Below are 24,879 nucleotides of genomic sequence, written 5' to 3'. Positions count from 1 at the left end.
TTTACTATGACCTACTTTCATTCCTTGTTATTTATTATTCATATTGTCTTCGGCAGTATCGCCCTTGTCTTATTTTGGGTGCCATTGTTCACGAAAAAAGGTCAGTTGAATCACGTTAAATTCGGCCTTTTTTACAAGACATCAATGTACATTGTTGCGTTAGGTGGTTTTGTTATGTCACTGATGGTTATCACTATGCCACACACAATGAAAGCAGAGATGATAGCGCAATCAAGTGATCCAGAGAGAATGGTAGATGTGGTAAGAATATTTTGGGCATATTTGCTGTATTTAAGTATTCTCAGTTTCACTGTGACTCGCCATGCTGTTGCGGTAATCAAAGTGAAAGAAAACAGAAGTGCCTTACGCAAGTTTTCCTATCTTGCGCCTATAGTAGCACTGTTGATAGGTGGTCCTATTATGATTTACTTTGGTGTGTCAGGGGGTCGTGTCTTGCATCTTGTGTTCGGAATATTAGGGTTCTTTTTAGCATGCAGTATGCTGCGTTATTGCCTAAAAGCCGAAATGGGTGAACGCAAGTGGGTTTTTGAGCATATTGGTTCGTTTATTGGTTCAGGCATCGGTGCCTATACAGCATTTCTGGCTTTTGGCGGCAGAACCATGTTTGAGGAGCTAGGCTATTGGCAATTAGTATTTTGGATCGCACCAGGTGTGATTGGAACAATCGCTTCAGCCATACTGTGTAAAAAGTATGGCAAGGTCTTTCAAGTCGAGAGTGCCGCAAGAGCGAGTGTTTAAGCGACAAGACCCCGGGCTAATACTCGGTTAGCGAGCAAGGCAAGAAGTTCGACCTCCTCTTCGCTGCGCTCGCCATCAACTTTGGTGATCGCCATAGCGACTTCGAGTGAGCGCGCTGCGTCAATATTGAGCTCGTCTGATAGCGAACGAATAAAGTCGGGCGCCGCAAAGCCATCTATTGCCTCTCTAGCTTGATGAATTGCGTCGTTTATAAAAGCTTCTTTGGAAATACCACTATGCCAGCTCATTTCGTCTACCAAGTCATCAAAATAATCCTGCTCACTCAAGGTGATTTTCCCATCGATTTGATATAACAAAACAGTCAATTTAATCAAAGCTTCATTGTGCTGTTGGTGTTGCTGTTCTTCTAATCGATGAATTTGTGACATGTTATCTACCTTAAACCGATGAGTGTTAGAGAGTACAGGTACTAAATCAAGTAGCCGCTATATACGCTTTATAAAGACCCTTGATTATTCAGTAAAGTTCCTGAGCTATACAAAGTTATTACAGAGAATAAACTAAGTAGTTCATTTCACTGAGGATCTAAGTGCCAAAAAGACAAAATCAAGAGGGATTTAGTTTGTACTTGAATAGCCAGGTGCCAAGCTTGGGTTTTCGATACGCTGCAACACATCAGTATTTTCCAAAGCTAACTGACAACCTTGCCCAGTAATTCTGTGTCCTTCGGAACAGTCGACCTGCCATTGCCTTAAAATATATGCAGCGAGCGCGGCTCTTGTCGGCATAATTTTACGTCCATTGGCCATAGCGAAATCCATTTCAATCGCCATCGGATTTTTAATACTAGGGTGCGGGATCAAAACGAGATTAATCATTTGATGAAACTGAGAATCAGCACCGGACAATTGATGCGCGTCAGGTTCGCTCTCGAGTGTCGTGATCGAAGTGAAACGTGTACATACAAAGTCTCTGAAGCTTTCATTCTTACAGTCGTAAGCTCTTACATGCCAACGATGACCATTATTGATTAAAGCGTGGGGAACCAATTGGCGTTTACTTTCACCAGAGCTAATGGAGACATAATCAACTTCACATAATTGTTGATTATGAATTGCGCGCATGAGAGCTGCAATAATACTGCTGTCAGGGTGAATTAACTGAACCGCATCAAAGCATTGTTCGGAGGGTTGTGTGTAGTTTGATATACCGTTTCCAAAACCACGACTCAGTGAATGTAAAATGATATCTGGCTCATATTTAAATAACGGCCGGAATTCACTTGTTCGGTAATATTGTTTGGTTGAGTGGTCAAGCAACAGGTTTTTCGCTGCGAGATCTCTGTACGCAGCAAAGTCTCGAGTACAGGCTGCGAGGCCAGTTTGGAACCGAGTAACCAAATCGTTGCGCGAAATATGTCCAAAAAACTGTAAACAAAAGTCAATGAATGCAAGTCGCTCACGCTGGGCATGAGGCATTTCGTTGATGATTTCGGTGTTGTTCACTTCCTGTAATCTCCCAAAAGGACAAGCTCATTTTTGATGCATAAGAATAGTGTATAAATACTCAGTGTGCAATCAAAATGATTCTATAAGGCTTAGTGTGAAAATAGCGGAACTTTAGCGTGGCTTACAAGTTTAACTGAACACCCCCGCGGCTTTAAATAGCTGTAAATGCACATCAACTAAGGCATCAATATTACGCTGATAACCGCCGCCGATAACCGCTGCTACAGGCAAGCCTAAGTTCTTGCATTGCTGAAAAATAAACGCGTCTCGGGCATAAACGCCTTCTGTGGTAATATTCAAATGACCTAAATCATCATCTATATGCACATCCACTCCAGCATCATAAATCACAGCGTCTGGTTGAAAGTATGCGATCGCCATATGCCAGGCTTGTTCCACAGTGGTAAGAAACTCATCATCTTCAGTGCCTTTGCTTAAGCCGAAATCTAGGTTGCTACGCTGCTTACGATAAGGAAAGTTCTTTTCGCCATGAATAGACACGGTATAAACTGACGGGTTGTTTTCAGCGAGTTTTGCAGTGCCATCCCCTTGATGAACGTCACAATCAAAAATAAGCACTTTATCTATGTTTGGAGATTGAAGCATGTGCAAGGCAGCTAAGTATAAATCGTTGATCATACAAAAACCGGAACCAAAATTAGCGAAGGCGTGGTGATAACCACCCGTTAAATTTAATGCTTTCCCGGAGTTTAGCGCTAGCTCAGCGGTTAATACTGTTCCGCCGGCTGCGGTTAAGGTCCGTTGTATTAATTGCTCTGACCAAGGAAATCCAATTCGACGCATAGCTTTAGGATCTAAACTACCTGCGCACAAATCTCTCACATAATTAGGGTCATAAACGCTAGAGAGTGCTTTAGTATCGAGTGGGTTTGGGCGAGAGAATTGTTGCTCGGGTACACCTTTTTCGAGCAGTGCGTTCTTGATCCCTTGATATTTTTCAATAGGAAATCGATGGCGGACTGGCAGGTCAAGCTGGCTATAAATAGGGTGAAAGACCAAAGGTATCAAGCAATGTCCTTAACTAATATTGAATCAACAATGTGTTACGCAGATAAATGGCTGAAAGCTCAATAAGCGTTTTTATCTGAGAAACCTTTAATGATTGATTTTAAGATGATCTTCACGTCTAACCAAACTGACCAGCGATGGATATAGTCAAGGTCATACTCCACACGTTTGACCATTTTGTTCACCGTTTCAGTCTCTCCACGGAAGCCATTGATTTGAGCCCACCCGGTGATACCAGGTTTCACTTTATGACGTAGCATGTAACCTTCAATTAACTCGCGATATTGCTCATTATGAGCAATTGCATGTGGGCGAGGACCTACTATCGACATGCGCCCTTGCAACACATTAAAAAACTGAGGTAATTCGTCTAATGAGCGTCTTCTTAGAAAAGCACCAAAAGGCGTTACTCTGCTATCACCTTTCGTAGCTTGCTGAATAACATCTCCATTGTCAGCAGTGCGCATCGTCCTGAATTTATATACCTTGATTTGTTTACCATCTAAGCCATACCTGTTTTGTTTGAAGATAACAGGGCCTTTTGAACTAAGTTTGATGCCTAGGGCGATGAATAACATTGGAATCGCGACAATGCTCAGAATAATGCAGCTAAAAATAAGATCTTCGATACGTTTCAATACATTATTTGCACCTTGAAACGGTGTATCAAAAACGCTCAAGGTTTGCACTGAACCGACAGTTTGCCAGCGAGCGTGTAGAAGGTTGTAGATAAAGAAATTAGGAATGATGTATACAGAGCAGGTAGTATCGCTGCAACGATTAAGAATTTCCATAATGCGCGCTTCTGCACTCATGGGCATGGCAACGTAAATAAAGTCAATCGTGCCTTTCTTCGCTTTAGATATGGCCTCTTCAATATTGCCAACAATTTGATCGTGGAACTCTAAGGGTAAGCGATTCATGTCTCTATCATCATAAATCCCATCTAGCTTTATTCCTAAATGGTTATTTTCCAAAATCTGGGTTGCCAGATGGTAGCCCGCAGGAGTTCCTCCAATAATGGCTGCTTTTCTAGTATTGCGGCCTTGTTTCCTTTGTATAAACAAGATTTCTCTAAAGACGATACGCCACGCGGCAAGAGCGGGAAAAGTAGAGAATATCCAAATCAATATAATGGTTTCATCATATTTCGCTAATTCAGGGAAAAAGTAGGAAAAGACAACGATGACGGAAGACGTCACTAGCCATGCAATTGTTGTGTACTTAATCAGGATCGTTGTTGATTGTGTTCGCCAAGATCGATAAAGGTCGAGTGCTTCAGCGGTCACATTAAATACGATGAGCCCAAGTGATAGGAGAATCCAACTGTCAGCTTCAAATTTTTCTTGCTTAGACTCAAGAATCAAAAAAAACAAGAAGGCAATCGCTATTAAGTCAACAAGGCGATACATTGTTGAGAAGCTACTTTGGTTGGACTGAATAATGCCGGTTCGACGGCTTTGATTCGTTTTTTGCTTGTTCATTTTTCTCACATATAGAAACCAAGAGCTTGGTCAACTATAAAAACTCACCTATGGAGTCGGCGTTTACATATGCGCTAATGGTACGCGCTAAAATTTGTGATTACTAGGTACTTGTAACTATTCTCTTTTTTATTCGGAAGTGCCGCATTTCTGCGTCAATAAAAAGCGTGAAACTGAGCACTTGAGCATTGTGCTTCACCGCTAAGATGAGCTACAATCAGGCCTCAGAGTGACGTTGTTGAGCTACTTACGTAAGCGATAGAGAATCGTTTGGAAAGATAGCCATGTCAACACCAGCAGAATAACAAAGGCAAAGGAATGAAATTCACAAAAACGGCACTTATCGTTGCACTCACAAGTTCATGCGCACTCGCTCATGCTCAGCAGTTTGAAGATGCCTCAAGCATCGAATTTGGTGGCTTTGACCTCACTCCAACACTAGATGTTGGATTTCGCTATGACGACAATATCACGCGTGCCTCACAAAATGAAACGAGCAGTTGGTCTCAAATCATTTCTCCTCAAGCGGTAATGCTTACCAACTTTGGTAGCAGTCAAGTGACGGTGGGCTACCGTTTGCGTAATGAGCGTTTTTTTAGCAGTCCAATTGATAACTATACCGACCACTTCTTTGAAGCAGGTGTAGAATATGAACTTAACTCTCGTCATCGCTTAGATATAGGCATTGATTTTAGCGACACCCATGAGGACCGAGGTACCGGTTTCTCTATTGGAAGTGGTAATGACTTAAACAAACCAGATCAATTTAAACAAGCTGAGTTTGATATTTTGTACTCGTACGGTGCGTTTAACGCTGACGGTCGTCTAGACCTCAATTTTAACGTGACTAACCGAGACTACGATATTTCGACACCCCAGTACATGGCTCGTGATCGCACATTCTCTACTCTGGGTAGTACGTTCTACTATCGTGTTGGCGCAACCACAGATTTGGTGTTCGACATCATCCATACAGATGTGCGTTACAAGTTTGACCTGAATGCAGACTCTCCCTTGGATAGCACCCAGGTTTCGTATTTAATCGGACTAGACTGGGAAGCAACAGCACAGACTTCTGGTTATGCAAAAATAGGTTATCAAGAGAAAGACTTCGACAGTCCCTTTCGTGAAGACTTTGACGGTGTTGATTGGGAAGCGGGTGTCCTATGGGAACCTGTAGAATATTCTACAGTCGAACTGACAACAGGCGCTAACACGAATGAGACTAATGGTGAAGGAAACTTTATCCGCGGTCGTGACTATCAAGTTGAATGGCGCCATGAATGGTTGGATAGGCTAAGAACTCGTGTATCTTACACATGGGGCAATGACCGCTATGAAGGTCAAACTGTCGGGAATATTGGCGTAAGACAAGACGACTTAGCACGGTTTAGGGCATCTATGTACTACCAATTCAGACGTTGGATAAATTTTGAGTTAGGTTATATTCGAGATGAGCGAGACAGCAACAGAGCGACCATTGTATATGATCGTAACCAAATTTTGATCAACGCATTATTTACGCTTTAATTTAAAGATTATAAAGAGGGTTTTGTATAGCAATGACTATATCCACTAGCTTTAGCTTATTTGCGAAGCTCTTAATCGCATTATCGATGATAATTGCTGTTCAGGCGCATTCAGCGCAACAGTTCGACCAATATCGTCTTGGTTCGGGCGACGTCATCAAGATAAGTGTATTTGGTCAGCAAGACCTAATGGTAGAAACTAAGCTATCAAATATTGGCGTTATAAATTACCCGTTTTTAGGGGATATAAACCTTGTGGGTCTTACAGCGAATGAAGTTGAAGCGCTCATTGATAAAGGTTTGCGAGGTGATTATTTAGTAAATCCCTCGGTCTCAGTCACAGTCGTTGAATATCGTCCATTTTTCATCGACGGTGCAGTTAATAAGCCTGGTGGCTACCCTTATCAGCCAGCCCTCTCAGTTAACAAAGCTGCCGCTCTTGCTGGTGGCTATACCGAACGTGCAAACCCATCCAAAGTACTCATAATTCGTAATATTTCTGGTGTCGAGACTGAATTGGAAGCGACCGAAATAGATATTATTTTTCCCGGTGACATCGTCACAGTTAAAGAACGCTTCTTTTAAGCCAGAGTTGTAATAGATGACAATCGAAAAAGTTGAACAAATTGAAGCAAAGTTGATAGGGGCGGACATTATCGACTTTGCTCAGTATTGGAACACTGTTAAAAGATATTTGTGGCGTATTCTGGGTCTTGCCTTTTTTTTAACTATATTAGTTGCTTTACTGGTGCTTTCAATTACCCCAAGGTACATCGCAACAGCGTCCTTGCTCATTGAAGCAGAACAAGCAAATGTGCTCTCGATCGAAGAAGTTTATGGTTTAGATTCTAGCCGCAAAGAGTACTTTGAGACACAGTTCGAAATACTGAGGTCTAGACAAATAGCGACCAAAGTTGCTAGAGAACTAGGCTTATATGACAATCCTTTATTTAACGTTGAGCTGCTTCAACAGAATAAATCTGGTTTATCGAATACTCTAGACTCTCTCAAGGGACTGTTACCGTTTTTACCGCAAGCCGAAGAAGGTATAGTTTCAGAGGAACAAGCGTTTAACAGACGTTTGAATTATGCTGTTTTGCAGCTTATGAATAACGTCACTATTAAACCTCTCAAGAACACACAGGTCGTTGAAATTTCTTTCGAAAGTGAGGATGCTCAGTTAGCAGCTCAAATCGCAAATACCTTCGCAGATGTTTATATTGAAAGCTACCTTGAAGCCAAACTTGATATGACGTCAAAAGCAACCTCATGGTTAAACGAAAGCCTTCAGGGCTTAAGGCTTAAGCTGAATGAGGCAGAAAAGAACTTATCTGACTTTTACGAAAGAGAACAACTTGTTGATATCGATGGCGTAGTTGGTTTGGCATCTGAGCAACTGCAACAACTTAGTGATCAGCTGATTGAAGCTCAAGTTTTACTTCAAAGAACTCGTAGTATTTATGAACAAGTAAATCAGGCTGGCGTAGGAATAGAAGAACTTTCAAGCCTGCCTGAAGTATTAAATCATCCCTCTATTCAGTCTATCAAACGAGAAGAAGTGGTTGCTCAGAGTAAGGTTTCTGAACTCAGAGAAGTTTACGGTCCAAAGCATCCCAAAATGATAGCCGCCAATGCAGAATTAAACTCAATTCAGCAAAGTATTCAGAAACAAGTTGCGGTGTTGATTTCTGGCATTAATACGGAATATCGAAGCGCTCAATCAAAAGTGAAGAAATTGACTCAAGATGTTGAGCAAGCAAAGGCTGAGTTTAGAAAGCTCTCAAGTTTAGAGAATCAGAGAAAAGGGCTACAGCGTGAAGTCGATACTAACCAACAGCTGTATAACTCCTTCTTCACCCGTTTAAAAGAAACTGATCAATTAGGTGGCTTTGAGTCAGCAAATGCGCGTGTACTTGATGCTGCAGTTGCGCCAACACAAGCTGCTAAACCAAAAAAAGCCCTTATTATTGTTGCTGCGTTCGTTCTTAGTATGGGCTTTGGTGTTTTTCTTGCGTTGGCATTAGAAGCATTGAATGCTGGGATTCGCTCAGTAGATGATGTGGAAAGAAAGTTGGGGCAGCGTATGCTAGGGATTATTCCATGGCAAGCCCACAAAAAGTCTGAAAACTTAGCGCTGAGGCACTTCTTCGATAAACAGCATCATATGTTCAGTGAGGCAGTAAGGACACTACGTACGAGTTTACAGTTACTGAATTTAGATAAACCTTCACAAACGATATTGGTTACCTCTAGTGTGCCCAAAGAGGGTAAAAGTACCGTATCAATCAATCTCGCATTTGCTATCGGGCAACTGAATAAAGTGTTGTTGTTAGATACCGATTTGAGACGCCCAACGCTTGCTAAACAGTTCGACCTTCCAGGTTTTCAGCCGGGCTTAGCAAACTTGATAGCGGGTACCCATAGTTTAGATGAGTGCATTGTGACTGATGAACAGTCTGGGGTAGATTTAATATGCTCAGGTTCAGTGCCCCCAAACCCTCAAGAGTTACTGGCATCTGATCAATTCAAAGAGTTAATGTCAGCTTTAAAGACAATGTATGACTATATTATTGTTGATAGTGCACCTACCCAAGCTGTGAGCGACGCAGTGGTCGTTTCTAAGCTCTGTGATTCGGTCGTTTATGTCGTTCGAGCGGACAGCACTAGTCATAAAGTGATCAATACAGGTTTAAGTCGGTTCTTACAGATTGGAAATCGGGTCGACGGTGTTGTACTAAACCAGGTTGATTTGAAAAAGGCCAAGAAAACGGGTGAATATTCTGGTTTCTATGACCAATATGGTTACAACAGTTACCCATCAGACGACGCGAAGAGTTGATAGATTTACACAGCCACATCCTACCCGGCATTGATGATGGTGCTAAAACCATGGATGATGCCATTGCGCTTATTGAACAATCGATTGCTGCTGATGTGACTCATATTGTCTGTACGCCACATATTCATCAAGGTGTATATGATAATGACCTATCGACTATCCTAAATGCATACGACCTATTGTGCTATGAAGTAAAGTCCAAAGCAATACCTATAAAATTAGCGTATTCTGGTGAAGTTAGAATATGCCCAGAAATTGTATCTTGGGTTGCGAATAAACAACTACCCTTTTTAGGCTCATGGGAAGGGCGTTCTGTGTTATTACTGGAGCTACCTCATAGCCATATTCCACCGGGCGTCGAAAATCTGATCAAGTGGTTGTTGAAGTCGGGAATACAGCCTGTTATTCCACACCCAGAGAGAAACAGGGATATCATTGCGGATTACCGAAAAGCAACAAGCTTGAAGAAACAAGGCTGTTTATTCCAAGTTACTGCCGGCGCATTTACCAATCGGTTTAATGAGCGCGTGAAAGATTTAGCTGTTAAAATGTTAAGCGATGGTCTGATTGATTATATTGCTTCAGATATGCATAGCATTCACCGGCGACCGAACGATATGAAAGCAGCTCGAGTCGAGCTAGACAGTTTACTCAGTGCTGAAGATGTTAAACGTTTAACGCATACAACACCTGCTCTGATTACTGCTGATTTGCAGTGGCGGTAGGGAATATTGCTATGTTACAAAAAGCCTTAGAGTTAATTCGAACAAATCTAATGTTAATACTCGTGTTGCTTATATCTTTAGTGGGTATTTTCCATAGCGCACGTTTTGCGCTATCTAGTTTAGACTTCTATGCAGTTAAAAATCTCATTTCTCAATGGCAAGAAACCGAGTCAGTAAAAAACACTGAAGACATAGCAAGAGCAAAATCTCATTTAGAAAGAGCAAAAGCACTTCACCCTGCGCATCCAGTTTATACTGACATGCTTGGTCAGGTATTTGAATGGGGTGCTTTATCCGGAAGCAGCAATGAAATTGGAGACCTACAACAAGCGAAGGCCCTTTACAGTGCAGCTATACAACAACGACCAACCTGGCCAGTGACTTACGCATCCTTAATCTTAGTGAAATGGCGATTGGGTGAATTTGACGAGGAATTGATTGAAAGTATTAAAATGGTGCAAACCTTAGGCGCTAAAAAACCAGAAGTACATGCAATCATTATTCGTTTCGGTTTAGCAACTTATGCTGAAAATCACCCGTTCTATGCTCATGTACGAGATGCCTTACCAAAGTATCTTTCACTGGCATTGCGCAATCAAGAAACACGAATCTCAACGCTTGCTATAATTGATTATTATCAAAGCCTTAAAACAGTTTGTCGATGGATGAACAAACAGGATCCTTGGGTGGTCAAGAATGCTTTAAAATGCGTGCAGTAGACTCTACATCTTTCTAAGAATGGCTTAAAGAGGGCCTCTTGCTCGAATTTTCAAATTATTGCTTAGCATACAAAGTGAGATGAATATCACGAAATAGCAGGCATTTGCATACGCTTGCAGCGGAAAATCTACTGCCATGTGAAGACACATGCCGATGATCGCCATGCAACAGGCGAACGAAACGCCTTTAAATATAGAGTTCCGACGCTTTCGCATTGCTCTTATTGACTTGTAGAACGCAAAGACAACAATCCCCGCTAATAACGTAAAGGCAGGCAAGCCGTATTCAATTGCGAATTGTAAATAATCATTATGAGCATGATCATAAAACGACATGACGTCAGTTTTCTGGTATTTCGGAAACACGGAGTAGAAGCTGCCAGCGCCAGATCCAGTGATAGCAAAGTCGCTAAGCATTGGCATGGCATCAGTAATGACCTCGTCACGCGTCTCTTCACTAAGACTGGTTTCAGCAAGTCGATTTTTCACATTCTCTAGGCCGAAATAGGTGCTCACAATAAAGAGGTCAATAATAAATATGCTAATTATTAGGACGCTCAGACCTTTACTACGTTGTTTGATGATTAACAGAGCCAAGATGCCGGTCAAGGTCATTGCTAAGAAAAACGCGGTGTTTCCCATTCGACTTCTGCTCATCACCAAGGCAATGACCATAATGGCTAAACAAATTCTAATGAGTGCTTTACTTCCCAGCATCGTGGTTGCTATTGAACGCAACAAGTCCTTTGGTGATGACATTTGGTCTTTCTGTAAACTAGTGATCAATAAACCCAGACCTGCCGCTAAGGTTAACATAAGGAAGTTGGCGAAATGGTTCTTATAAACGAAACTACCAGTGGCAATTGAAGTGACTTCTAACTGAAATATTAGACTTCTATGGCTTTGCAACAAGACTTCTAATGCACCATATAAGGCTTGAAAAGTACCGGCTGCCAACATGGTCATGAGCAGAAGTTTGAGCCGTTGCTCAGTATTTACCAACATCAAGATTAAGCAAAATAAACAGAAAAAAGACAAGAGCTTGTAAAAACTAATACCGCTTTGACCGGTATCTAAGGATAAGTAAAAACTTTCCACAGAGGCTAGTTGTTGAATAGCAAAAGCGCTTGGCGAAATGAACTCAACAAAGACTGCTGGTAGGGGAACGAGTTGCAATGCAGCAACTACTATTAAGGCTAACCATAAGTAGATCATTCGCAGGTAGGGCAGCAAACCCAGCCAAGGTTTGTCTTTGTGAGATAGGGCTGCAACAAAGGTGAGAGCAAAAATAGCGATCTGGAAAAAATTCCAAGCCCAAGGGCGGTTAGCACCCAAAGGTATAGGTAAGGCAAAAATAACAAACAACAGTGAATAATACAGTAATGATTGAAGTTTTAAATTCACGAGTGCTCGTTGGGTTGTTCGCGTTAAGCTAGCGGCAATTTTTTATGATTATTTCTTAATTGCTAGAGACCGTTGTATCGCCGCCGCCAGCGCCGCCAGCACCAATGCCAATACCAACAGGTGAAATAGGACCTGTGCTAATTACGCCAGCCGCTGTTGCTGTTGATACCAAAGAGGGATCAGCGCCTGCTTGCAAAGCCGCAACTAAAGCATTCTCTGGGGTAATAGCGCCGGTAAGGGCTGCGCCATCAAGCACTTCTTGGGCGAAGTCAGGGTAAAGCACAACACCAAGTGTAATGACCTCAATGACTTTTGCGGGATATTCTTCAATGAGCACTTTCGTGACATCAATCAAGCTGTTTACGACAATCATTTCACGATAAAAATCATTCGACAGCGGCACATTAAAAGCGATGGCGGATTTTGCGTCAGGATTAAGCGTTGTATCTTCTTCTGTCATCGATGAAGCTATTGCCATGGCAATAGCTTGAACAGAGGTGTTACCGCTATTCACTAATTCAATAACATTCTCATGAAGTCGATTTCCTGGTTGCACTTCATCACCGAATAGAGACCTTGTTGCAACATCTTGCGCCGCGACCGAGGCGAATGAAGCAAAACAAACAAAGATAAAGGTGGCGAGTCTGCGCATTTTAATTTTCCAAATCGTTTGATAATAGTGACAATTTATTACTAGCATACGCCGAACACATGCTTTGTTTACATTTTACTCAGTAATTCATTTATTAGCAAATAAGCGACAGTAGTTTATTGCTCATCTTGGACCAACCTGGGAGCTGCGATGAAGTAACCTTGTTGGAAATCAACGCCGGCGTCTTTTAACCAGTCTGACTCTGCCGAGCTCTCAACCATTTCTGCAATTATTTTTATATTTAAACCATGAGCAATCGCAAGCAAAGACTCCACAAATAATTGATTATCTTGTTGCTCATGGATGTTGGCAGTGAAGCGACCATCTAACTTTAAGTAGTCTGGTTGCAGTTCTTTTAAGTGAATAAAGCCAGCCAGTTGAGCGCCATAATGTTCTAAGGTGATGCTGACACCTAATGCTTTTAACTGCTGAGCAAACATATTGAGTGTTTGCGCAGAATTGACTAAGGCTCGTTCGGGTATTTCCAAAACCAAACGTTTCGCGATGTCAGGTTCTTCATTTAACTTGCTAAGCAGCCAAGATTGAAAATTCGGAGAGAGTGAGGATAAGCGAGAAACGTTTAGGCCAACACGTCCATTCTTAGCTTTCAATAACGCAAACGCGTTAGAGAATAGCATTTTGTCCAATTCTTCAGAGTAATTTAATCTGACTGAGGCCGGTATCAGTTGTGACATCGGTACCATTTCACCGGTATCTTTTCGCTTCATTCGTGCAAACCACTCAGAATACTCAACCTTGCTGTTAGGCATTATCAAAGGCTGTGCCGCAAAATCTGCTTTTGCTTCATCAATAAGCTGTAAGATTTGACCTCGCCACTCACTATTGCTTTGCTTAATTGTGATATTAGATGCAAATTGCCATTGTGACGGCAACGTAGCTGCGATGGCTAGGGCACTATCGGCGCGCTCCATAGCAGCATGATAATTGTCTGAATACTGAAACTCTGTAGCGCCTATGTGGGCAGTACCAAGTTGGTATTCACTTTTTTCAATGCGTTTAAAGTTAGCAGCAAGCGCTTCCACTAAGCTCTCACATTTAGGTTTTTCAATATCCTCTAAAAGCACTGCAAAATCGGCTCCTGCAATTCGGTAGATAGAGAAATGACTAAAATGCTGAGAGCAAATTTGTTTAGTTTCCTCACAGATTTTCTTTAAATACGAATCGCCTTCGTTGATCCCAATATGTTCATTGATATTTTGTAGGCTCGTGCCACGAATGATTAATAGAAAACCTTGTGAATGATGTTGCTCATCTCGCAGCAGTTGTTCAAAAGCTAAATCGAAAGCGCGACGATTGCCGACTTCAGTTACTACATCGGAATAAGCGAATCGTCTATATTGCTCAGACTGTTTGTTCAACTGCATGAACAACTTACCTAGCTTAGTAGACATAACATTGATGGCTAAAACAAACTGTTTTAGCTCTTTAGTTTTTGGGACTCTACTCACTTTCTCAAAGTGTTTATCACTCATTTTTTCAGCTTGCAGAGCAACATCTTTAAGAGGACGCGTAATCATTTTTACTAATGCATAGACAAAAAATAATCCAAAAACAAAAATAATACTGATGACTGAAAATGTGGCTTTTGCATTAGACCATAGTTGCTGATACCCAAACCCAGGATTACTAATGACTTCTAATCGCCCAGCAATAGTCCAGCCAGTGTTTAGTTCTGTATTTGATTTGGGGGCCTCGATAGTAAATAAATCAACAAACCAAGCGGGAACATCATCAAGTGTTTGCGTGTTTATTTTTCTAATCAATACCTCATCTTCACCGTTATATAGTGTAATCTCTTGATAATAACCACGATCGAAAATTGCGTTCGTCATTGTATCGATAATTGGTAAGCCTTCTTCGCTCTCTAAGTGAGGCATGATCGATAAACCCAACGAGGTAGCAGTATCCTGAGCGTGAGAGGAAAGCTGGTATTCTATGTATTCACGGGTATTGCTGACATTCACCCAAATGGATGACATAAATACGATAAACAACACTAGGAAAAACCCTAATCCTAACTGTTTAGAGAGTGACATATCTGCTCCGTTTGAATGTCGTCGACAAGCCACGACTTATACTCTTAGCTGAGATTATAAGGCGTATCTTATTAAAAGCCATTTTTCATTCGCTCATTTAGCTCATCCCACAAGCTGTTGTTCCCTCGATTTTGCATCATTCTGCCTCGGCCTTGAGTTTTGGCAAGCCATAGGCCATCGCCATTAAAACTATATATAGGGAGTAAATCTTTTCTTTGGCTTGCCGGGAGAATGCGTTTATTTAAATTGTCTAGTACCAAGGGGATAGAATTTGGATTCTCATAGTAGGCTAACACCATATGGGCTTGTGGTGGCTTGGTAGCCGTAACGTACATTAGCCTTAGTTTAGACTTATCTACACCTAACTCGACTAAGCTGAAATATTTGGCGATAGTAAAGTCTTCGCAGTCACCACCAGATGTGGATAGAAACTCTATTGGTGTTGCCCAATAGTCTTCTTTTCCCCAGTGTTTTTTGTCATCTATAAAATCTAGTCGATTAAAAAAGTCATTAATTTCTTTTAATTGTTCATCAATAGGTTCGCTTTGTTGAGCTTCAAGTAGGGCTTGCCATTTGATGATTCGTTTATACGCGTCTTGACCATATTGTTCGCTTATTCGCGATAGCAAATTTTCATTAATTTCAATTTTTGAATAGAGAGGAGAATGCTGAATAGCAAGCAGGGCAACGCAGCAATAGAGAATGACCTTTTTCATTCTATTGCGATACCTTTATAAGCCACATGTAATTGTTCCAGCATGCGCTGTTCATGATGTCATTAATGCTCGTTTATGCTTTTGCACTTACTATATCGATAGATTTGCATCATAACTTAAAGTTTCATATTTATGATGTTAGTTATTTATACGCAGCTGTGCTTTTTGGTACTATTAATACTTACTTATTGGCAGTAATACTGCTTAATTCCAAAGCATTTACGGAAAGTTAGCATAATAGGGAGTATTAGGTTCTTGCAAAACGGCTTAGCTCAATATCCACTTATCAATGTAGGTGGTATCAAAACTGCCTGTATCGACCGCACAGGAATGGTTTCAGTCATTGTGAGTCGAATTGAAAGGGCAACAAGACAATCGACGCCAATGGTGATTTTCGATTCTAATGGGCACGCTATCTCTTTAGCTAATTCAGATGCTGACTTTATGCATTGTTTGAATCAAGCTGATCTAATTCACGCAGATGGCCAAAGCGTTGTATCATTTTCTCGCTGGCTAAAGGGCGCAGATATCCCAGAAAGAACGGCCACAACTGATACTATCCACGACATACCGAATCGGAGCGACGCAAAGCTACAACATTTTCTGTTAGGTGGCGAAGCTCAAGTTGTTGATGCTTGCGCAGACATTATGACTGAAAAGTATCCTAATTTTTTGGTTGCGGGTAAGCATCACGGTTATTTTGATAAGCAAAATAGCGATGACATTATTGAGCAGATCAATGCGACACAGGCCGATATTTTATGGGTAGGTTTGGGAAAACCTATTGAACAATATTGGATTATGCAAAATAAACACAAATTGCGAGTCCCCGTTATTATTAGCTGTGGAGGTTGTTTTAATTACATTACAGGTGACTATAAAAGAGCCCCACAATGGATGCAAAATTGGGGATTAGAGTGGCTACATAGAATGCTAAGTGAGCCAAGAAAACTGTTCTGGCGCTATCTCACCACTAATCCGCATGCAATATACTGCGTGTTGAAGCATAAGTATTTTCCATCAGAGGCCTCATGAACGAAAAAGTGTTGTTTCTGCAGAAAACCTTCGAACTAGGAGGGGGGATTGAAAAGGTGCACTCGAACCTAGCTGCCGGCTTCGTTGCCAGCGAACAAAATGTTTTCTTCCATATCATCTCAGCTAGCGCGGAGCATTCAGAAGGGATTAAAAAACTTGCTCAGTCTTTCAGTGTTTCCTTTACGTTTGATAATGATTCCCTTAACCGGAAATTTTCAGTCTTATCTAAACTGATCCGCCAAGAGGAAATTACCAGTGTCATTGCTGCCACTGAAACTGCCAACATGCTGGCGATTTTTTGCAAAATAAGGTTTCCGAGCCTTAAGATTATTTTTACTCGTCATTGTGCTTTTGATGTCAGCGGTCAGAAACTAGGGCCAAGTGCAATTAAATCACTGTATTCAATCTATCCTTGGTTTGGCACAGTCGTTGCTGTGTCAAGGGAGCTAGTCACACAGACGAAAAGGCAGACTTGGATTCATAAAAGTCGTTTACACTACATACCAAATGCTGCTGCTACCCAAGAAAATCAAGCTTTAGCTCAACAAAATACAGAACACTGGCCTCATAAACAGTATTTCCTAGCCATTGGTCGACTGGTCGAACAGAAAGGTTTTGATATGTTGATCACAGCATACAGCCTAGCTGTTAATAAAAACAAAAATCTACCCTCGTTAGTGATTGCGGGGCAAGGTGAAGATGAGGCGAAACTCAAAGCGCTCGTTTCTGAGCTCAAGCTGGAAGAGCATGTCACTTTTGCAGGCTTTCTGCGGAATCCATATTATCCTATGGCGCAAGCAGAGTGTTTTGTTTTGTCTTCTCGCCATGAGGGTATGCCTACGGTTCTGATAGAAGCCTTGTCTCTCGGTACTGCTTGTATTGCTTTTGATTGCCCAACGGGCCCGAGCGAAATTATTCGACACAACGAAAATGGCTTTTTAGTCGCAAACGGAGACATAGACGCGCTTGCAGATGCCTTATCGAACTATCAGTCTGTACCAAAAACTGGACTAGTCGAAAGTGTCGCTGAATTCTCACAAAGCAGTGTTTGCCAACATTATTTGAAGCTATTAGGCGGTAAAGCGAATGTCTAAGATAGTGATTGTCATTCATGACCTACGAGGCGGTGGTGCCGAAAAAATGATGGTGCGACTCGCAAACGCAATGTCCATGCGAGGGCATACTGTGACTTTACTTTTAGTCGCGAAAGGAGGTGCTAATCTTGCCATTGTTTCGCCAGAAGTTAAGGTAATCCAATTAGCCTGTGATCGCACATTGTCTGCATTTATGCCGCTTCGAATACAGCTCAAAGCCCTCAAGGCAGATGCAATTCTGTCAGCGCTAACACACATTAACGTTTTGACATTCCTCGTTTGCATGAGTTTGGGCATGAGACACAAATTAAGTATGAGTGAACGCAATACTTTTTCTCATGACAAGTTAGTCAACAAAGGTGCTGTGATGAAACTAGCATATGCATTAGCACCTTGGTGTTATCGGTTTGCATCCAAACCAGTTATTGCAGTATCTAAAGGCGTGGCAAACGATCTCGTTGCTACGAGCATTGCTAGAAGTAAAGATGTTGTTGTGGCACCTAACCCTGTCGTTGCGACCGACTTTTTGTTGCAACTTAATTCAACCGCAACTCACCCATGGCTATTAAATAAACAAGGTCGAGTCATCATAGCAATCGGTCGTTTATGCGAGCAGAAAGGTTTCGACTTGCTTTTAAAAGCGTTTTCGATTCTAGTGGACAAAGAGGCGAACAAAGAGCAGTATCGATTGATTATTTTTGGAGAAGGGGAATTAAGACCTCAACTAGAGCAAAGGGTGCTAGATCTGAACTTAGGTCCTTATGTATCACTGCCTGGATACGCCGAGAATCCCGTCGCTGAAATGCAAGCCGCTGATCTGTTCGTTCTACCCTCTAGGTTTGAAGGGAGCCCTAATGTTTTGGTAGAGGCGATGGCGGCTAAACTACCTGTGGTAGCATTTGATTGTCCTCACGGGCCAAAAGAAATCCTTGCAGCGGTAGAAAAAGAAGCGTTGGTTCCTTACCTTGACATTAAGGCTTTGAGTTCAAGAATGGAGACGGCTTTGCAACAAAAAACTAATATAGATATTTACCCTGCAATCATTTCTCGTTTTGAGGCAGCCGAATCTGCCAAGATATATTTGGACTTCATGTTAGCAAAATGAGTATTTCAACCACAAATTATTACAGAGTCTTTTTACTTATTGCCGTTGGCTTTTATTTGAGTTTCTTTCGCTTTTTTGAGCGAGTAATTACTGGAGCGGGTGATAGCGCTTCATTCGAAGTTGTTGCTGGTGGAAATATCCTTAATCAAATAATAGGGATACTTTTACTTTTGCTTTCACTTACATACTTTCTGACTAGCAAGCTTCAAGGTATTAAGGCATTCCTGATGTCAGCATGGCCCATATTATTGATTGTATGTTTCTTCTTATTATCCATAACTTGGTCTGATGTACCGAATATAACGTTTAGGCGATGTGTTGCATTTTTCACTTTGATAATCAGTACCTTCGTTTTGGCTCAAGTTTTTTCTCCTCGTTCTTTGTTGTATTTTTTGGCAAACGCTATTGCTCTGGCTACTATTGTTGGCTTGTTTTATACCTTTTTAAGCGGGAGTACGATTAATTTTGGCCTGGGTGAGCGAGAGTCAGGTTTTAGAGGAATGTTTGCTGATAAAAACAGTGCCGCTAGAATATATGCTTATGGTCTTTTACTTTTTTGTGCACTTGGGCGTTACAGAACAGGATGGGATAGATCGCTCCTAGCACTATTGACTCTTGCCCTTTTCGCCTCGCAATCAGCATCAGCTGTTGTAATAGCGGTGGTGGGTGTCGGTCTCACTATTGCACTTCGTATATTTCGAGGTAGAAACAAGTCTGAGAGTATACTTCGCTTTATTATGCTAGTTTTGCTTTTAATGATCGCCGGATTGGTAATTATTAATTTGTACGAATACCTACTCTCACTCTTAGGTCGTGACGCTAATTTAACAAATCGTGCAATTATCTGGGAATTACTAAAGCCCTATTTGGAAGAAAAATACTTATATGGATATGGCTTTGGTAGTTTTTGGGCAAGTAGTGCTGTGGCAGATTTTATTGAAAGGTGGGGGTTTATTGGTAACGCGCATAGCGGCTACTTTGAGATCATGTTGCATGCTGGCGTAGTTGGTATGGGGCTTTTCTTTGTCCTTATTTTTGTTAACGCTGCGCGAGCAATTAAACTCTATATTGGTAGCGAACATCGTATCTTTGCTTCTTTCGCGATAACGCTTCTGTCAGTACAGCTTATTACCAATTATATAGGTTATATTATTCTCAATCATAATAGCTTCGATATGTTCTTATTTATGCTTTGCTTTTTCTGTGTGGCTAATTTGGTGGGTTCTCATGAGTACAACAAGTCATGAATAATAAGATGAATAGCCTACCGAGTATTTCTGTCGTAATAGCCACTTATCAACGGCCAGAGTATCTGCAGAGCGCTTTGTCTTGCGTTTTAGCTCAATCCGCTCAAGCATCGGAGATTATTGTGGTCAACGATAGTCCTAGCGATGACTACACAAGCTGTGATGAATTAGTTAACTTGAGTAATGCCAAATTAATCAGTACCGATGGCTCAAAAGGGGCTAATCACGCCCGGAACACAGGCGCGAATGTTGCAAGTGGCGATGTCATCGCTTTTTTAGATGATGATGACATTTGGCTTCCAGAATATTTATCAAAGGTAGTTCAAGCATACGCTGAAGATAGAAAAGTGGTCGCCACCCTCTGTGGTAAGCGGATCATGGAGCGTCAACATATTGAAAAAGTGAACTCCGAAGGCTTCCTTACTAAAGCAGAGTTACAAAAAGGCAATACGTACTGTGGTGTCAGTGGTTTTACTGCAAAAAAAGAGTACCTAAAACAGATTCCTTTTGATGAGGAATTAAAAAACGCACAAGATTGGGATATCTACATTCGCTTTTTTCAATCTGGAATGTGCGTTAAGAACATTTCTTTACCTCTATATCTCTACCGTACAGAAGTTAACTCTGGTATTACTAAAAGCACGCAAATAATTCAGCCAACACAAGCACTTTATCGACTTGATGCAGCACTTAAACATCGAGCTTGGCTAGGTGAAGAAGCATTTAGAGAGCGCATTATTTCGCAAACCTTAACTAATTTGATGGGGAAAAAGTACAAGCTATCATGGGTCAAAGTGTGTGCTGAGTTTATAGGCTGGAAAAGTACGGTATCTGCCCTATTTAGAAAATTTCGGCCCTCAAAAAAAGTGAGTAAGTAACATGCAAGTCTCCCCGGCTAGACAAAGGATGGCAAGGTTAGCCTGGTTGTTTATTGAAAAGTTCGGCCTAATTTTCCTTTCAATATTTTCATTCTTTGCGTTCGCCTTACTGCTAACACCAAATGAATTGGGCTTAGCTGTGCTTTTATTAGCGATTGCTGAGTTGTTTTCATTCTTCTTTTCATCAACCATTGATAATTCGATGATAGGAATGAAAAAGATTTCAAAGTCTGACGATGGAACAGTATTTTGGACCGGCCTTATTAGTACATCGATACTTGCATGTGTTTTGTGGGTATTACTTAGCACCTTCTACTTCCAAGAAGCTGAATCTTCGATATTAATGGTGGCTTTACTATTTTTACCCTTACAATCACTCTCACGTATCCATATTATCCACTTAAGGCGGGCAGGGGAGTTCAAATCATTAGCTCAGCGAACGCTTCTCGGTAAACTATTGGGCTTGTGCTGCGGTATCTACGTAGCCTATATTGGCTATGGAGCATGGGGTTTAGTGACTCAAGCAATTGTGATGTCATTTACTTCTGCAAGTTTGCTAATGTTAACTTGTCGTAGATCAGTTCCTTTCACCTTCGACATCGATTTGATAAAAGATTTGAGTCTAGTTGGTGTGCCTGCTGCTGTGAAGTCAATAAGCAGTAACTTCGTAGAAAAAGGTTTGATATTTGCCCTAGATATTACTCTAGGCTCGGCAGCAGTGGGCTTTTTCAACTTTGCTAATCGCTTGGTGCAATTACCAAAGAAAGCCATTCACAGCGCTTTAATGACTTACGGTCATCCTGTGTTTAGTAGGAAAGCGAAAAGTGAAAGCCCAGATGCGGAAAAATTGCTTTCAAATTTCTTCTTAGATGCAACACAGATAGCGGTTTACCTTGCTGCTCCTATTTTTATTGGGTTTGCGATAATTGGTGAGGCATTAGTCGGCGTGATTTTTCCAGAGCGTTGGGCCGCCGCGGCTAGTTTAATATTGCCTATTAGTGTCATGGCGGCCATCAGTTTTTCTTTAACTTTCTTACCAAGCATTCTGGTGGCGAAGAAGGTGACGAAGAAAGCGTTAATACCAGAAATTATCACAACCATAATGGCTATTCTTTTCGTGTTTATGACATCTGAACACTACGGCTTGATGAGTGCTGTATGGGCACTTATTATTAAATTGGCAATTATGTTGCCTATCAACACTCAGGTTATCACTAGTATTTGTGTGTTCTCGGTCAAACGCTATTTGCTGGTGCTCTTAAAGCCTGTATTAGCATGTGGCGTCTTATGCGGAAGTTTATTGGCATATATCACATACTTACCATTACAAGACGTCATCGATATTACTTTGATTGTTAATATTGGTGGTTTTGTTTATTTAGGCAGTGTACTTGCTTTAGATCCAACCATAATAAAAAGAATAAGAAGATTCGTGTCTGAGTAGCTAGAGGCTAAAGTGAGCATACAAAAAAGCCGCCATGATTTGCATCAGGCGGCTTTGTTATTTCTTTGATGTACTTATTATTTCTTACGTCTTAGCATAAACAACAAAGAGGCCATGAATAACAACACTGCGGCTGGAGCGCTGGCTTTGTACTCTTCTATAGAGAAGCGTAGTTCACGGATCTCAATCTCTCTATCATTTTGAGCGTCAGTTAGTGCAATCATTATTTTGTTTACGCCATTAATGCCGTCACCGAAATTTGCAATGCTTTGCTCAAGCCAAGGGTTTGGACCACTGCCATCTGGGGTAGGTGCTACGTAGAAGTTGTTAAATATGTCCATGAATAAAACTTCAACGTCTTTTAAAAGCTTTAAACCAATTTCCGTAACTTGCTCATTCGGATTAGCTAAACCATCATTAAAGATAGAGAATGTCTTGATATTGACTAGTCTGTTTAATTCAATTTCAATAAACACCGCGTTAGTATCGGAGATAACTGCACCGTCTTTGTCACGGGTTACTCGAAAAGCGCCAGTGCCACCTTTAGAGAGTTTTCTCTGAACTACACTGTCGAACAATAAAACAGTCGAGTCAGTCGTAGTGCTAGTTGGGGTGGTATCAAGCACATAACCATCTGGAATATAAACATTAATGACATCAATATCGTCATTGGTAATAAAAGACGCGTTAGCCAATGTGCTTATGGATAAAGCGATAAAAATGAAAACCAGCTTAATAGAATTCATAAAACCTCAATAATAATGCGCATTTGCGCGAAAAGTGTAACCATGTTTCAGTTACGAGTTAGTCTCAATACAAAGCAATAATTGCGCCATTTATTTAAGTTGTTGAATATTATGGTTAAAATACTGTTGGTCCAATGAGTTTAGAAAAGGTGTTAAAAAAGCTGACACACAAGCTAAAGTTGCGGCACTTTGAAACCAAATATTGTGATATCCCTTTGATATCTTTCACTTACTATCGCTAGTAATTTATCTGTGTATGCGTTTAAAAATGAGTTTTCGTCTTGCTGCTGATTAGAATGCGGCAGTGAGAAACTTTCTACACCAAGTTCACTTTGAATCTTTGCAAAGTCTTCTGTCAACGAAGACATATAGCCTAAAGAGTCAAAACGAAGTCCGCCTTCATTGTTGTTAAGTATTCGATATTGCGAAATCCAATGCCTATCAGAAAATTGGTCTGCGCCTTCCTCACTAGCTAGCCAATGGACAAACTCAGCAAACGGCATGTCTGGGTATAAACCTCGATAGCGAGTTATTATGAAAATGTCGGCAAACTTCCCATTGTTGCTTATTTTATCATTCCAACAAGAATAAACTCTGCTCCAAGGATCTCTCACAAATGCGAATTGATAATAGTCTGAAAGCTTTGCATTGGTTTGTAATACTTCAGCATATGAGAGTTTGGTTTCTAATTGATAGCTAAAAGGGAGTGTACGAAAAAAGCTCCTTACACTGCTTGAAGCCACTTTAGGGTTTCCTGCGTGAATTGCTTTCAGTTCATCACATATGATGACCGTTCCTATGTTATCTGCAGTCGGCGCCACTCCTGCTCGAAGACAGTAGCGCAGCAAATATGTAAGCCGGACAAAAAGACGGGCAAGGCGCGGAAGTTTCCGTAACTTATAAAAAGCGATATTGACTGCTCTTTTAAACTGCCAGTTTTTTTTCATTTTGGCGTATTCTCGTTTTGTATAACGTCGATAACCCGACGTGCTAGCAATTGTCCAACCAAGGCATTCCCAACTGGCGTAAAGTGACCTTGTGAACGCTCCCAGTAAAGCAGTTTTTCACTATTTTGTTCAAAAGTTCCAGTAGGATCAACAACAACGAAGTTTTCTTTGATTGTTAGTGGCATCGTATTCTCGTAAGCCCGTTTTTCAAGTTTCTTAGGTATGTTCAGTACAATAAGTGGAACATCACTTAGCCCTGCTGTCTTCTCGAGCTCCTTGTAGAGTGCAAAGGCTAGCTTAGCCTTTTCAGGCCCTGCTCCAGAATGCTTTGATGTATTGTTTTTGTTTCGCAGCAACGACTTAATCATTAGTGCTGATCTTTCCCTAATAAAACTATATGCTTGACTATTTTCAGAAAGAAAAGTGTAAAACGGGATATGTTCGAGTATTTCGCGTTGCCTAACTCCAGGTAAATAGCTAATTGCCTTACGGCTCAAACCGCCATTCTCTAAGTGAAAGAGTTGACTCCACTTATTTTCATCTAGATCGGTATGGTGCCATGTAGACACAATCAGATCTGGCGAATACTTAATGCCTTCCTGCTGTAACGCGATGAGTTGTTCTGCGGTGCTATAACCTGATACAGAAAGATTAATGACTTCAACTTTTTTACTAATATTTTTAGAGACAATAGTAGCTGCTTGGTGTATGAATGATTCTTCTAAAGTAGCACCATATCCCATACCAAATGAGTCACCTAAAAGCAGAAGTCGAAATGTGTTGTCAGATTTTTTATACGGTATTTCATCATCAGCTCTTAAGCCTTTAGCGTTAGTCTTGAAGTTTACTGTGTAATCATATGTCTTGTGCGTATAGTTCGCCAAGGCTTTGTTTACGCGAATTCCATATTCACCTTTGGTAATATTTCTAGGGTTTATTGGTTGGACTTTAAATAGGCGTATATAGCCCTCGAAAAAAACGGCCATCCAAGTACAAACAAA

Annotated in this window: 23 protein-coding genes; 12 read left to right on the top strand and 11 right to left on the bottom strand. The window is 41.1% G+C overall.

Translation table 11 applies throughout. From position 1 onward, the window contains the following. The first annotated feature begins 6 nt into the window (after positions 1–6). Positions 7–759: a hypothetical protein gene (locus RM544_RS16170; protein WP_311362851.1), complete on the top strand. Its 753-nt coding sequence runs from the start codon at positions 7–9 to the stop codon at positions 757–759. Here RM544_RS16170 and RM544_RS16165 read toward each other — a convergent pair. The 4 genes from RM544_RS16165 to RM544_RS16150 all read right to left on the bottom strand — a co-directional run bounded on the left by RM544_RS16165 (position 756) and on the right by RM544_RS16150 (position 4,741). Continuing rightward, positions 756–1,148, bottom strand: a complete 393-nt coding sequence (locus tag RM544_RS16165; RefSeq protein ID WP_311362850.1) for a TerB family tellurite resistance protein — start codon at positions 1,146–1,148, stop codon at positions 756–758. The genes RM544_RS16170 and RM544_RS16165 overlap by 4 nt on opposite strands. A 189-nt stretch (positions 1,149–1,337) precedes the next feature. Beyond that, a complete protein-coding gene (locus RM544_RS16160) occupies positions 1,338–2,225 on the bottom strand; it encodes a WYL domain-containing protein (RefSeq protein WP_311362849.1) in 888 nt (295 codons plus the stop codon). Positions 2,226–2,357: 132 nt separating this feature from the next. Next, the gene (locus tag RM544_RS16155; RefSeq protein ID WP_311362848.1) at positions 2,358–3,257 is read right to left on the bottom strand and encodes a histone deacetylase family protein; all 900 of its coding nucleotides are present in this window, start codon (positions 3,255–3,257) and stop codon (positions 2,358–2,360) included. 59 nt (positions 3,258–3,316) lie between these two features. Then, positions 3,317–4,741 carry an undecaprenyl-phosphate glucose phosphotransferase gene (locus RM544_RS16150; RefSeq protein WP_311362847.1) on the bottom strand — a complete coding sequence of 475 codons (1,425 nt, stop codon included), beginning with the start codon at positions 4,739–4,741 and terminating at the stop codon, positions 3,317–3,319. Between the two features lie 318 nt (positions 4,742–5,059). Between RM544_RS16150 and RM544_RS16145 the strand changes: the two genes are divergently transcribed. The 5 genes from RM544_RS16145 to RM544_RS16125 all read left to right on the top strand — a co-directional run bounded on the left by RM544_RS16145 (position 5,060) and on the right by RM544_RS16125 (position 10,553). Further along, complete coding sequence (locus RM544_RS16145) at positions 5,060–6,271, top strand: outer membrane beta-barrel protein (RefSeq protein WP_311362846.1); 1,212 nt, start codon at positions 5,060–5,062, stop codon at positions 6,269–6,271. Positions 6,272–6,357: 86 nt separating this feature from the next. Beyond that, entirely contained in the window at positions 6,358–6,855 is a 498-nt protein-coding gene (locus RM544_RS16140) for a polysaccharide biosynthesis/export family protein (RefSeq protein ID WP_311362928.1), read from the top strand. A gap of 16 nt (positions 6,856–6,871) precedes the next feature. Beyond that, positions 6,872–9,109 (top strand): GumC family protein, encoded by a 2,238-nt coding sequence (locus RM544_RS16135; RefSeq protein WP_311362845.1) that lies wholly within the window; start codon positions 6,872–6,874, stop codon positions 9,107–9,109. Further along, positions 9,106–9,834: a tyrosine-protein phosphatase gene (locus RM544_RS16130; protein ID WP_311362844.1), complete on the top strand. Its 729-nt coding sequence runs from the start codon at positions 9,106–9,108 to the stop codon at positions 9,832–9,834. Before RM544_RS16135 ends, RM544_RS16130 begins: the two co-directional genes overlap by 4 nt. An 11-nt stretch (positions 9,835–9,845) precedes the next feature. Further along, positions 9,846–10,553, top strand: coding sequence for a VpsP family polysaccharide biosynthesis protein (locus tag RM544_RS16125; RefSeq protein WP_311362843.1), 708 nt, complete (start codon positions 9,846–9,848; stop codon positions 10,551–10,553). Positions 10,554–10,577: 24 nt separating this feature from the next. Here the strand turns inward: RM544_RS16125 and RM544_RS16120 are convergent, their stop codons facing one another. The 4 genes from RM544_RS16120 to RM544_RS16105 all read right to left on the bottom strand — a co-directional run bounded on the left by RM544_RS16120 (position 10,578) and on the right by RM544_RS16105 (position 15,382). After that, a complete protein-coding gene (locus tag RM544_RS16120; RefSeq protein WP_311362842.1) occupies positions 10,578–11,957 on the bottom strand; it encodes an O-antigen ligase family protein in 1,380 nt (459 codons plus the stop codon). A 55-nt stretch (positions 11,958–12,012) separates the two neighbouring features. Next, positions 12,013–12,609, bottom strand: a complete 597-nt coding sequence (locus RM544_RS16115; RefSeq protein WP_311362841.1) for a hypothetical protein — start codon at positions 12,607–12,609, stop codon at positions 12,013–12,015. Positions 12,610–12,725: 116 nt separating this feature from the next. Next, positions 12,726–14,666 (bottom strand): bifunctional diguanylate cyclase/phosphodiesterase, encoded by a 1,941-nt coding sequence (locus RM544_RS16110; RefSeq protein WP_311362840.1) that lies wholly within the window; start codon positions 14,664–14,666, stop codon positions 12,726–12,728. Positions 14,667–14,737: 71 nt separating this feature from the next. Next, positions 14,738–15,382, bottom strand: a complete 645-nt coding sequence (locus tag RM544_RS16105; RefSeq protein WP_311362839.1) for a transglutaminase-like cysteine peptidase — start codon at positions 15,380–15,382, stop codon at positions 14,738–14,740. Between the two features lie 255 nt (positions 15,383–15,637). On the opposite strand from RM544_RS16105, the gene RM544_RS16100 reads away from it, so the two are divergent. The 6 genes from RM544_RS16100 to RM544_RS16075 are packed head-to-tail and all read left to right on the top strand — an operon-like array spanning position 15,638 to position 22,185. After that, the gene (locus tag RM544_RS16100; protein ID WP_311362838.1) at positions 15,638–16,417 is read left to right on the top strand and encodes a WecB/TagA/CpsF family glycosyltransferase; all 780 of its coding nucleotides are present in this window, start codon (positions 15,638–15,640) and stop codon (positions 16,415–16,417) included. Beyond that, entirely contained in the window at positions 16,414–17,511 is a 1,098-nt protein-coding gene (locus RM544_RS16095; protein ID WP_311362837.1) for a glycosyltransferase, read from the top strand. The genes RM544_RS16100 and RM544_RS16095 overlap by 4 nt, the downstream gene beginning before the upstream one ends. Further along, entirely contained in the window at positions 17,504–18,616 is a 1,113-nt protein-coding gene (locus RM544_RS16090; protein WP_311362836.1) for a glycosyltransferase, read from the top strand. Before RM544_RS16095 ends, RM544_RS16090 begins: the two co-directional genes overlap by 8 nt. After that, entirely contained in the window at positions 18,613–19,863 is a 1,251-nt protein-coding gene (locus tag RM544_RS16085; protein ID WP_311362835.1) for an O-antigen ligase family protein, read from the top strand. The genes RM544_RS16090 and RM544_RS16085 overlap by 4 nt, the downstream gene beginning before the upstream one ends. Continuing rightward, positions 19,860–20,741: a glycosyltransferase family 2 protein gene (locus RM544_RS16080; protein WP_311362834.1), complete on the top strand. Its 882-nt coding sequence runs from the start codon at positions 19,860–19,862 to the stop codon at positions 20,739–20,741. The genes RM544_RS16085 and RM544_RS16080 overlap by 4 nt, the downstream gene beginning before the upstream one ends. Position 20,742: 1 nt before the next feature. Then, complete coding sequence (locus RM544_RS16075) at positions 20,743–22,185, top strand: oligosaccharide flippase family protein (RefSeq protein WP_311362833.1); 1,443 nt, start codon at positions 20,743–20,745, stop codon at positions 22,183–22,185. 77 nt (positions 22,186–22,262) lie between these two features. On the opposite strand, the gene RM544_RS16070 is transcribed toward RM544_RS16075, so the two are convergent. The 3 genes from RM544_RS16070 to RM544_RS16060 all read right to left on the bottom strand — a co-directional run bounded on the left by RM544_RS16070 (position 22,263) and on the right by RM544_RS16060 (position 24,864). Continuing rightward, positions 22,263–22,931 carry a hypothetical protein gene (locus tag RM544_RS16070; RefSeq protein WP_311362832.1) on the bottom strand — a complete coding sequence of 223 codons (669 nt, stop codon included), beginning with the start codon at positions 22,929–22,931 and terminating at the stop codon, positions 22,263–22,265. 173 nt (positions 22,932–23,104) lie between these two features. Next, complete coding sequence (locus tag RM544_RS16065) at positions 23,105–23,878, bottom strand: sulfotransferase family 2 domain-containing protein (protein WP_311362831.1); 774 nt, start codon at positions 23,876–23,878, stop codon at positions 23,105–23,107. After that, positions 23,875–24,864 (bottom strand): SGNH/GDSL hydrolase family protein, encoded by a 990-nt coding sequence (locus RM544_RS16060; RefSeq protein ID WP_311362830.1) that lies wholly within the window; start codon positions 24,862–24,864, stop codon positions 23,875–23,877. The genes RM544_RS16065 and RM544_RS16060 overlap by 4 nt, the downstream gene beginning before the upstream one ends. Between the last annotated feature and the right edge of the window lie 15 nt (positions 24,865–24,879).

Source organism: Brumicola blandensis (assembly GCF_031846165.1).
Classification (GTDB): Bacteria; Pseudomonadota; Gammaproteobacteria; order Enterobacterales; family Alteromonadaceae; genus Glaciecola; species Glaciecola blandensis.
The sequence above is the reverse complement of the archived record's forward strand: the minus strand, read 5'-3'. Positions and strand labels throughout refer to the sequence as shown.

What these genes read in the sequence shown, in the direction of transcription:
- RM544_RS16170 (WP_311362851.1), top strand. Translation starts at nt 7, where the DNA reads ATGACCTACTTTCATTCCTTGTTATTTATTATTCATATTGTCTTCGGC.
- RM544_RS16165 (WP_311362850.1), bottom strand. Translation starts at nt 1,148, where the DNA reads ATGTCACAAATTCATCGATTAGAAGAACAGCAACACCAACAGCACAAT.
- RM544_RS16150 (WP_311362847.1), bottom strand. Translation starts at nt 4,741, where the DNA reads ATGAACAAGCAAAAAACGAATCAAAGCCGTCGAACCGGCATTATTCAG.
- RM544_RS16145 (WP_311362846.1), top strand. Translation starts at nt 5,060, where the DNA reads ATGAAATTCACAAAAACGGCACTTATCGTTGCACTCACAAGTTCATGC.
- RM544_RS16140 (WP_311362928.1), top strand. Translation starts at nt 6,358, where the DNA reads ATGATAATTGCTGTTCAGGCGCATTCAGCGCAACAGTTCGACCAATAT.
- RM544_RS16135 (WP_311362845.1), top strand. Translation starts at nt 6,872, where the DNA reads ATGACAATCGAAAAAGTTGAACAAATTGAAGCAAAGTTGATAGGGGCG.
- RM544_RS16125 (WP_311362843.1), top strand. Translation starts at nt 9,846, where the DNA reads ATGTTACAAAAAGCCTTAGAGTTAATTCGAACAAATCTAATGTTAATA.
- RM544_RS16115 (WP_311362841.1), bottom strand. Translation starts at nt 12,609, where the DNA reads ATGCGCAGACTCGCCACCTTTATCTTTGTTTGTTTTGCTTCATTCGCC.
- RM544_RS16110 (WP_311362840.1), bottom strand. Translation starts at nt 14,666, where the DNA reads ATGTCACTCTCTAAACAGTTAGGATTAGGGTTTTTCCTAGTGTTGTTT.
- RM544_RS16105 (WP_311362839.1), bottom strand. Translation starts at nt 15,382, where the DNA reads ATGAAAAAGGTCATTCTCTATTGCTGCGTTGCCCTGCTTGCTATTCAG.
- RM544_RS16095 (WP_311362837.1), top strand. Translation starts at nt 16,414, where the DNA reads ATGAACGAAAAAGTGTTGTTTCTGCAGAAAACCTTCGAACTAGGAGGG.
- RM544_RS16090 (WP_311362836.1), top strand. Translation starts at nt 17,504, where the DNA reads ATGTCTAAGATAGTGATTGTCATTCATGACCTACGAGGCGGTGGTGCC.
- RM544_RS16085 (WP_311362835.1), top strand. Translation starts at nt 18,613, where the DNA reads ATGAGTATTTCAACCACAAATTATTACAGAGTCTTTTTACTTATTGCC.
- RM544_RS16080 (WP_311362834.1), top strand. Translation starts at nt 19,860, where the DNA reads ATGAATAATAAGATGAATAGCCTACCGAGTATTTCTGTCGTAATAGCC.
- RM544_RS16075 (WP_311362833.1), top strand. Translation starts at nt 20,743, where the DNA reads ATGCAAGTCTCCCCGGCTAGACAAAGGATGGCAAGGTTAGCCTGGTTG.
- RM544_RS16070 (WP_311362832.1), bottom strand. Translation starts at nt 22,931, where the DNA reads ATGAATTCTATTAAGCTGGTTTTCATTTTTATCGCTTTATCCATAAGC.
- RM544_RS16065 (WP_311362831.1), bottom strand. Translation starts at nt 23,878, where the DNA reads ATGAAAAAAAACTGGCAGTTTAAAAGAGCAGTCAATATCGCTTTTTAT.
- RM544_RS16060 (WP_311362830.1), bottom strand. Translation starts at nt 24,864, where the DNA reads ATGGCCGTTTTTTTCGAGGGCTATATACGCCTATTTAAAGTCCAACCA.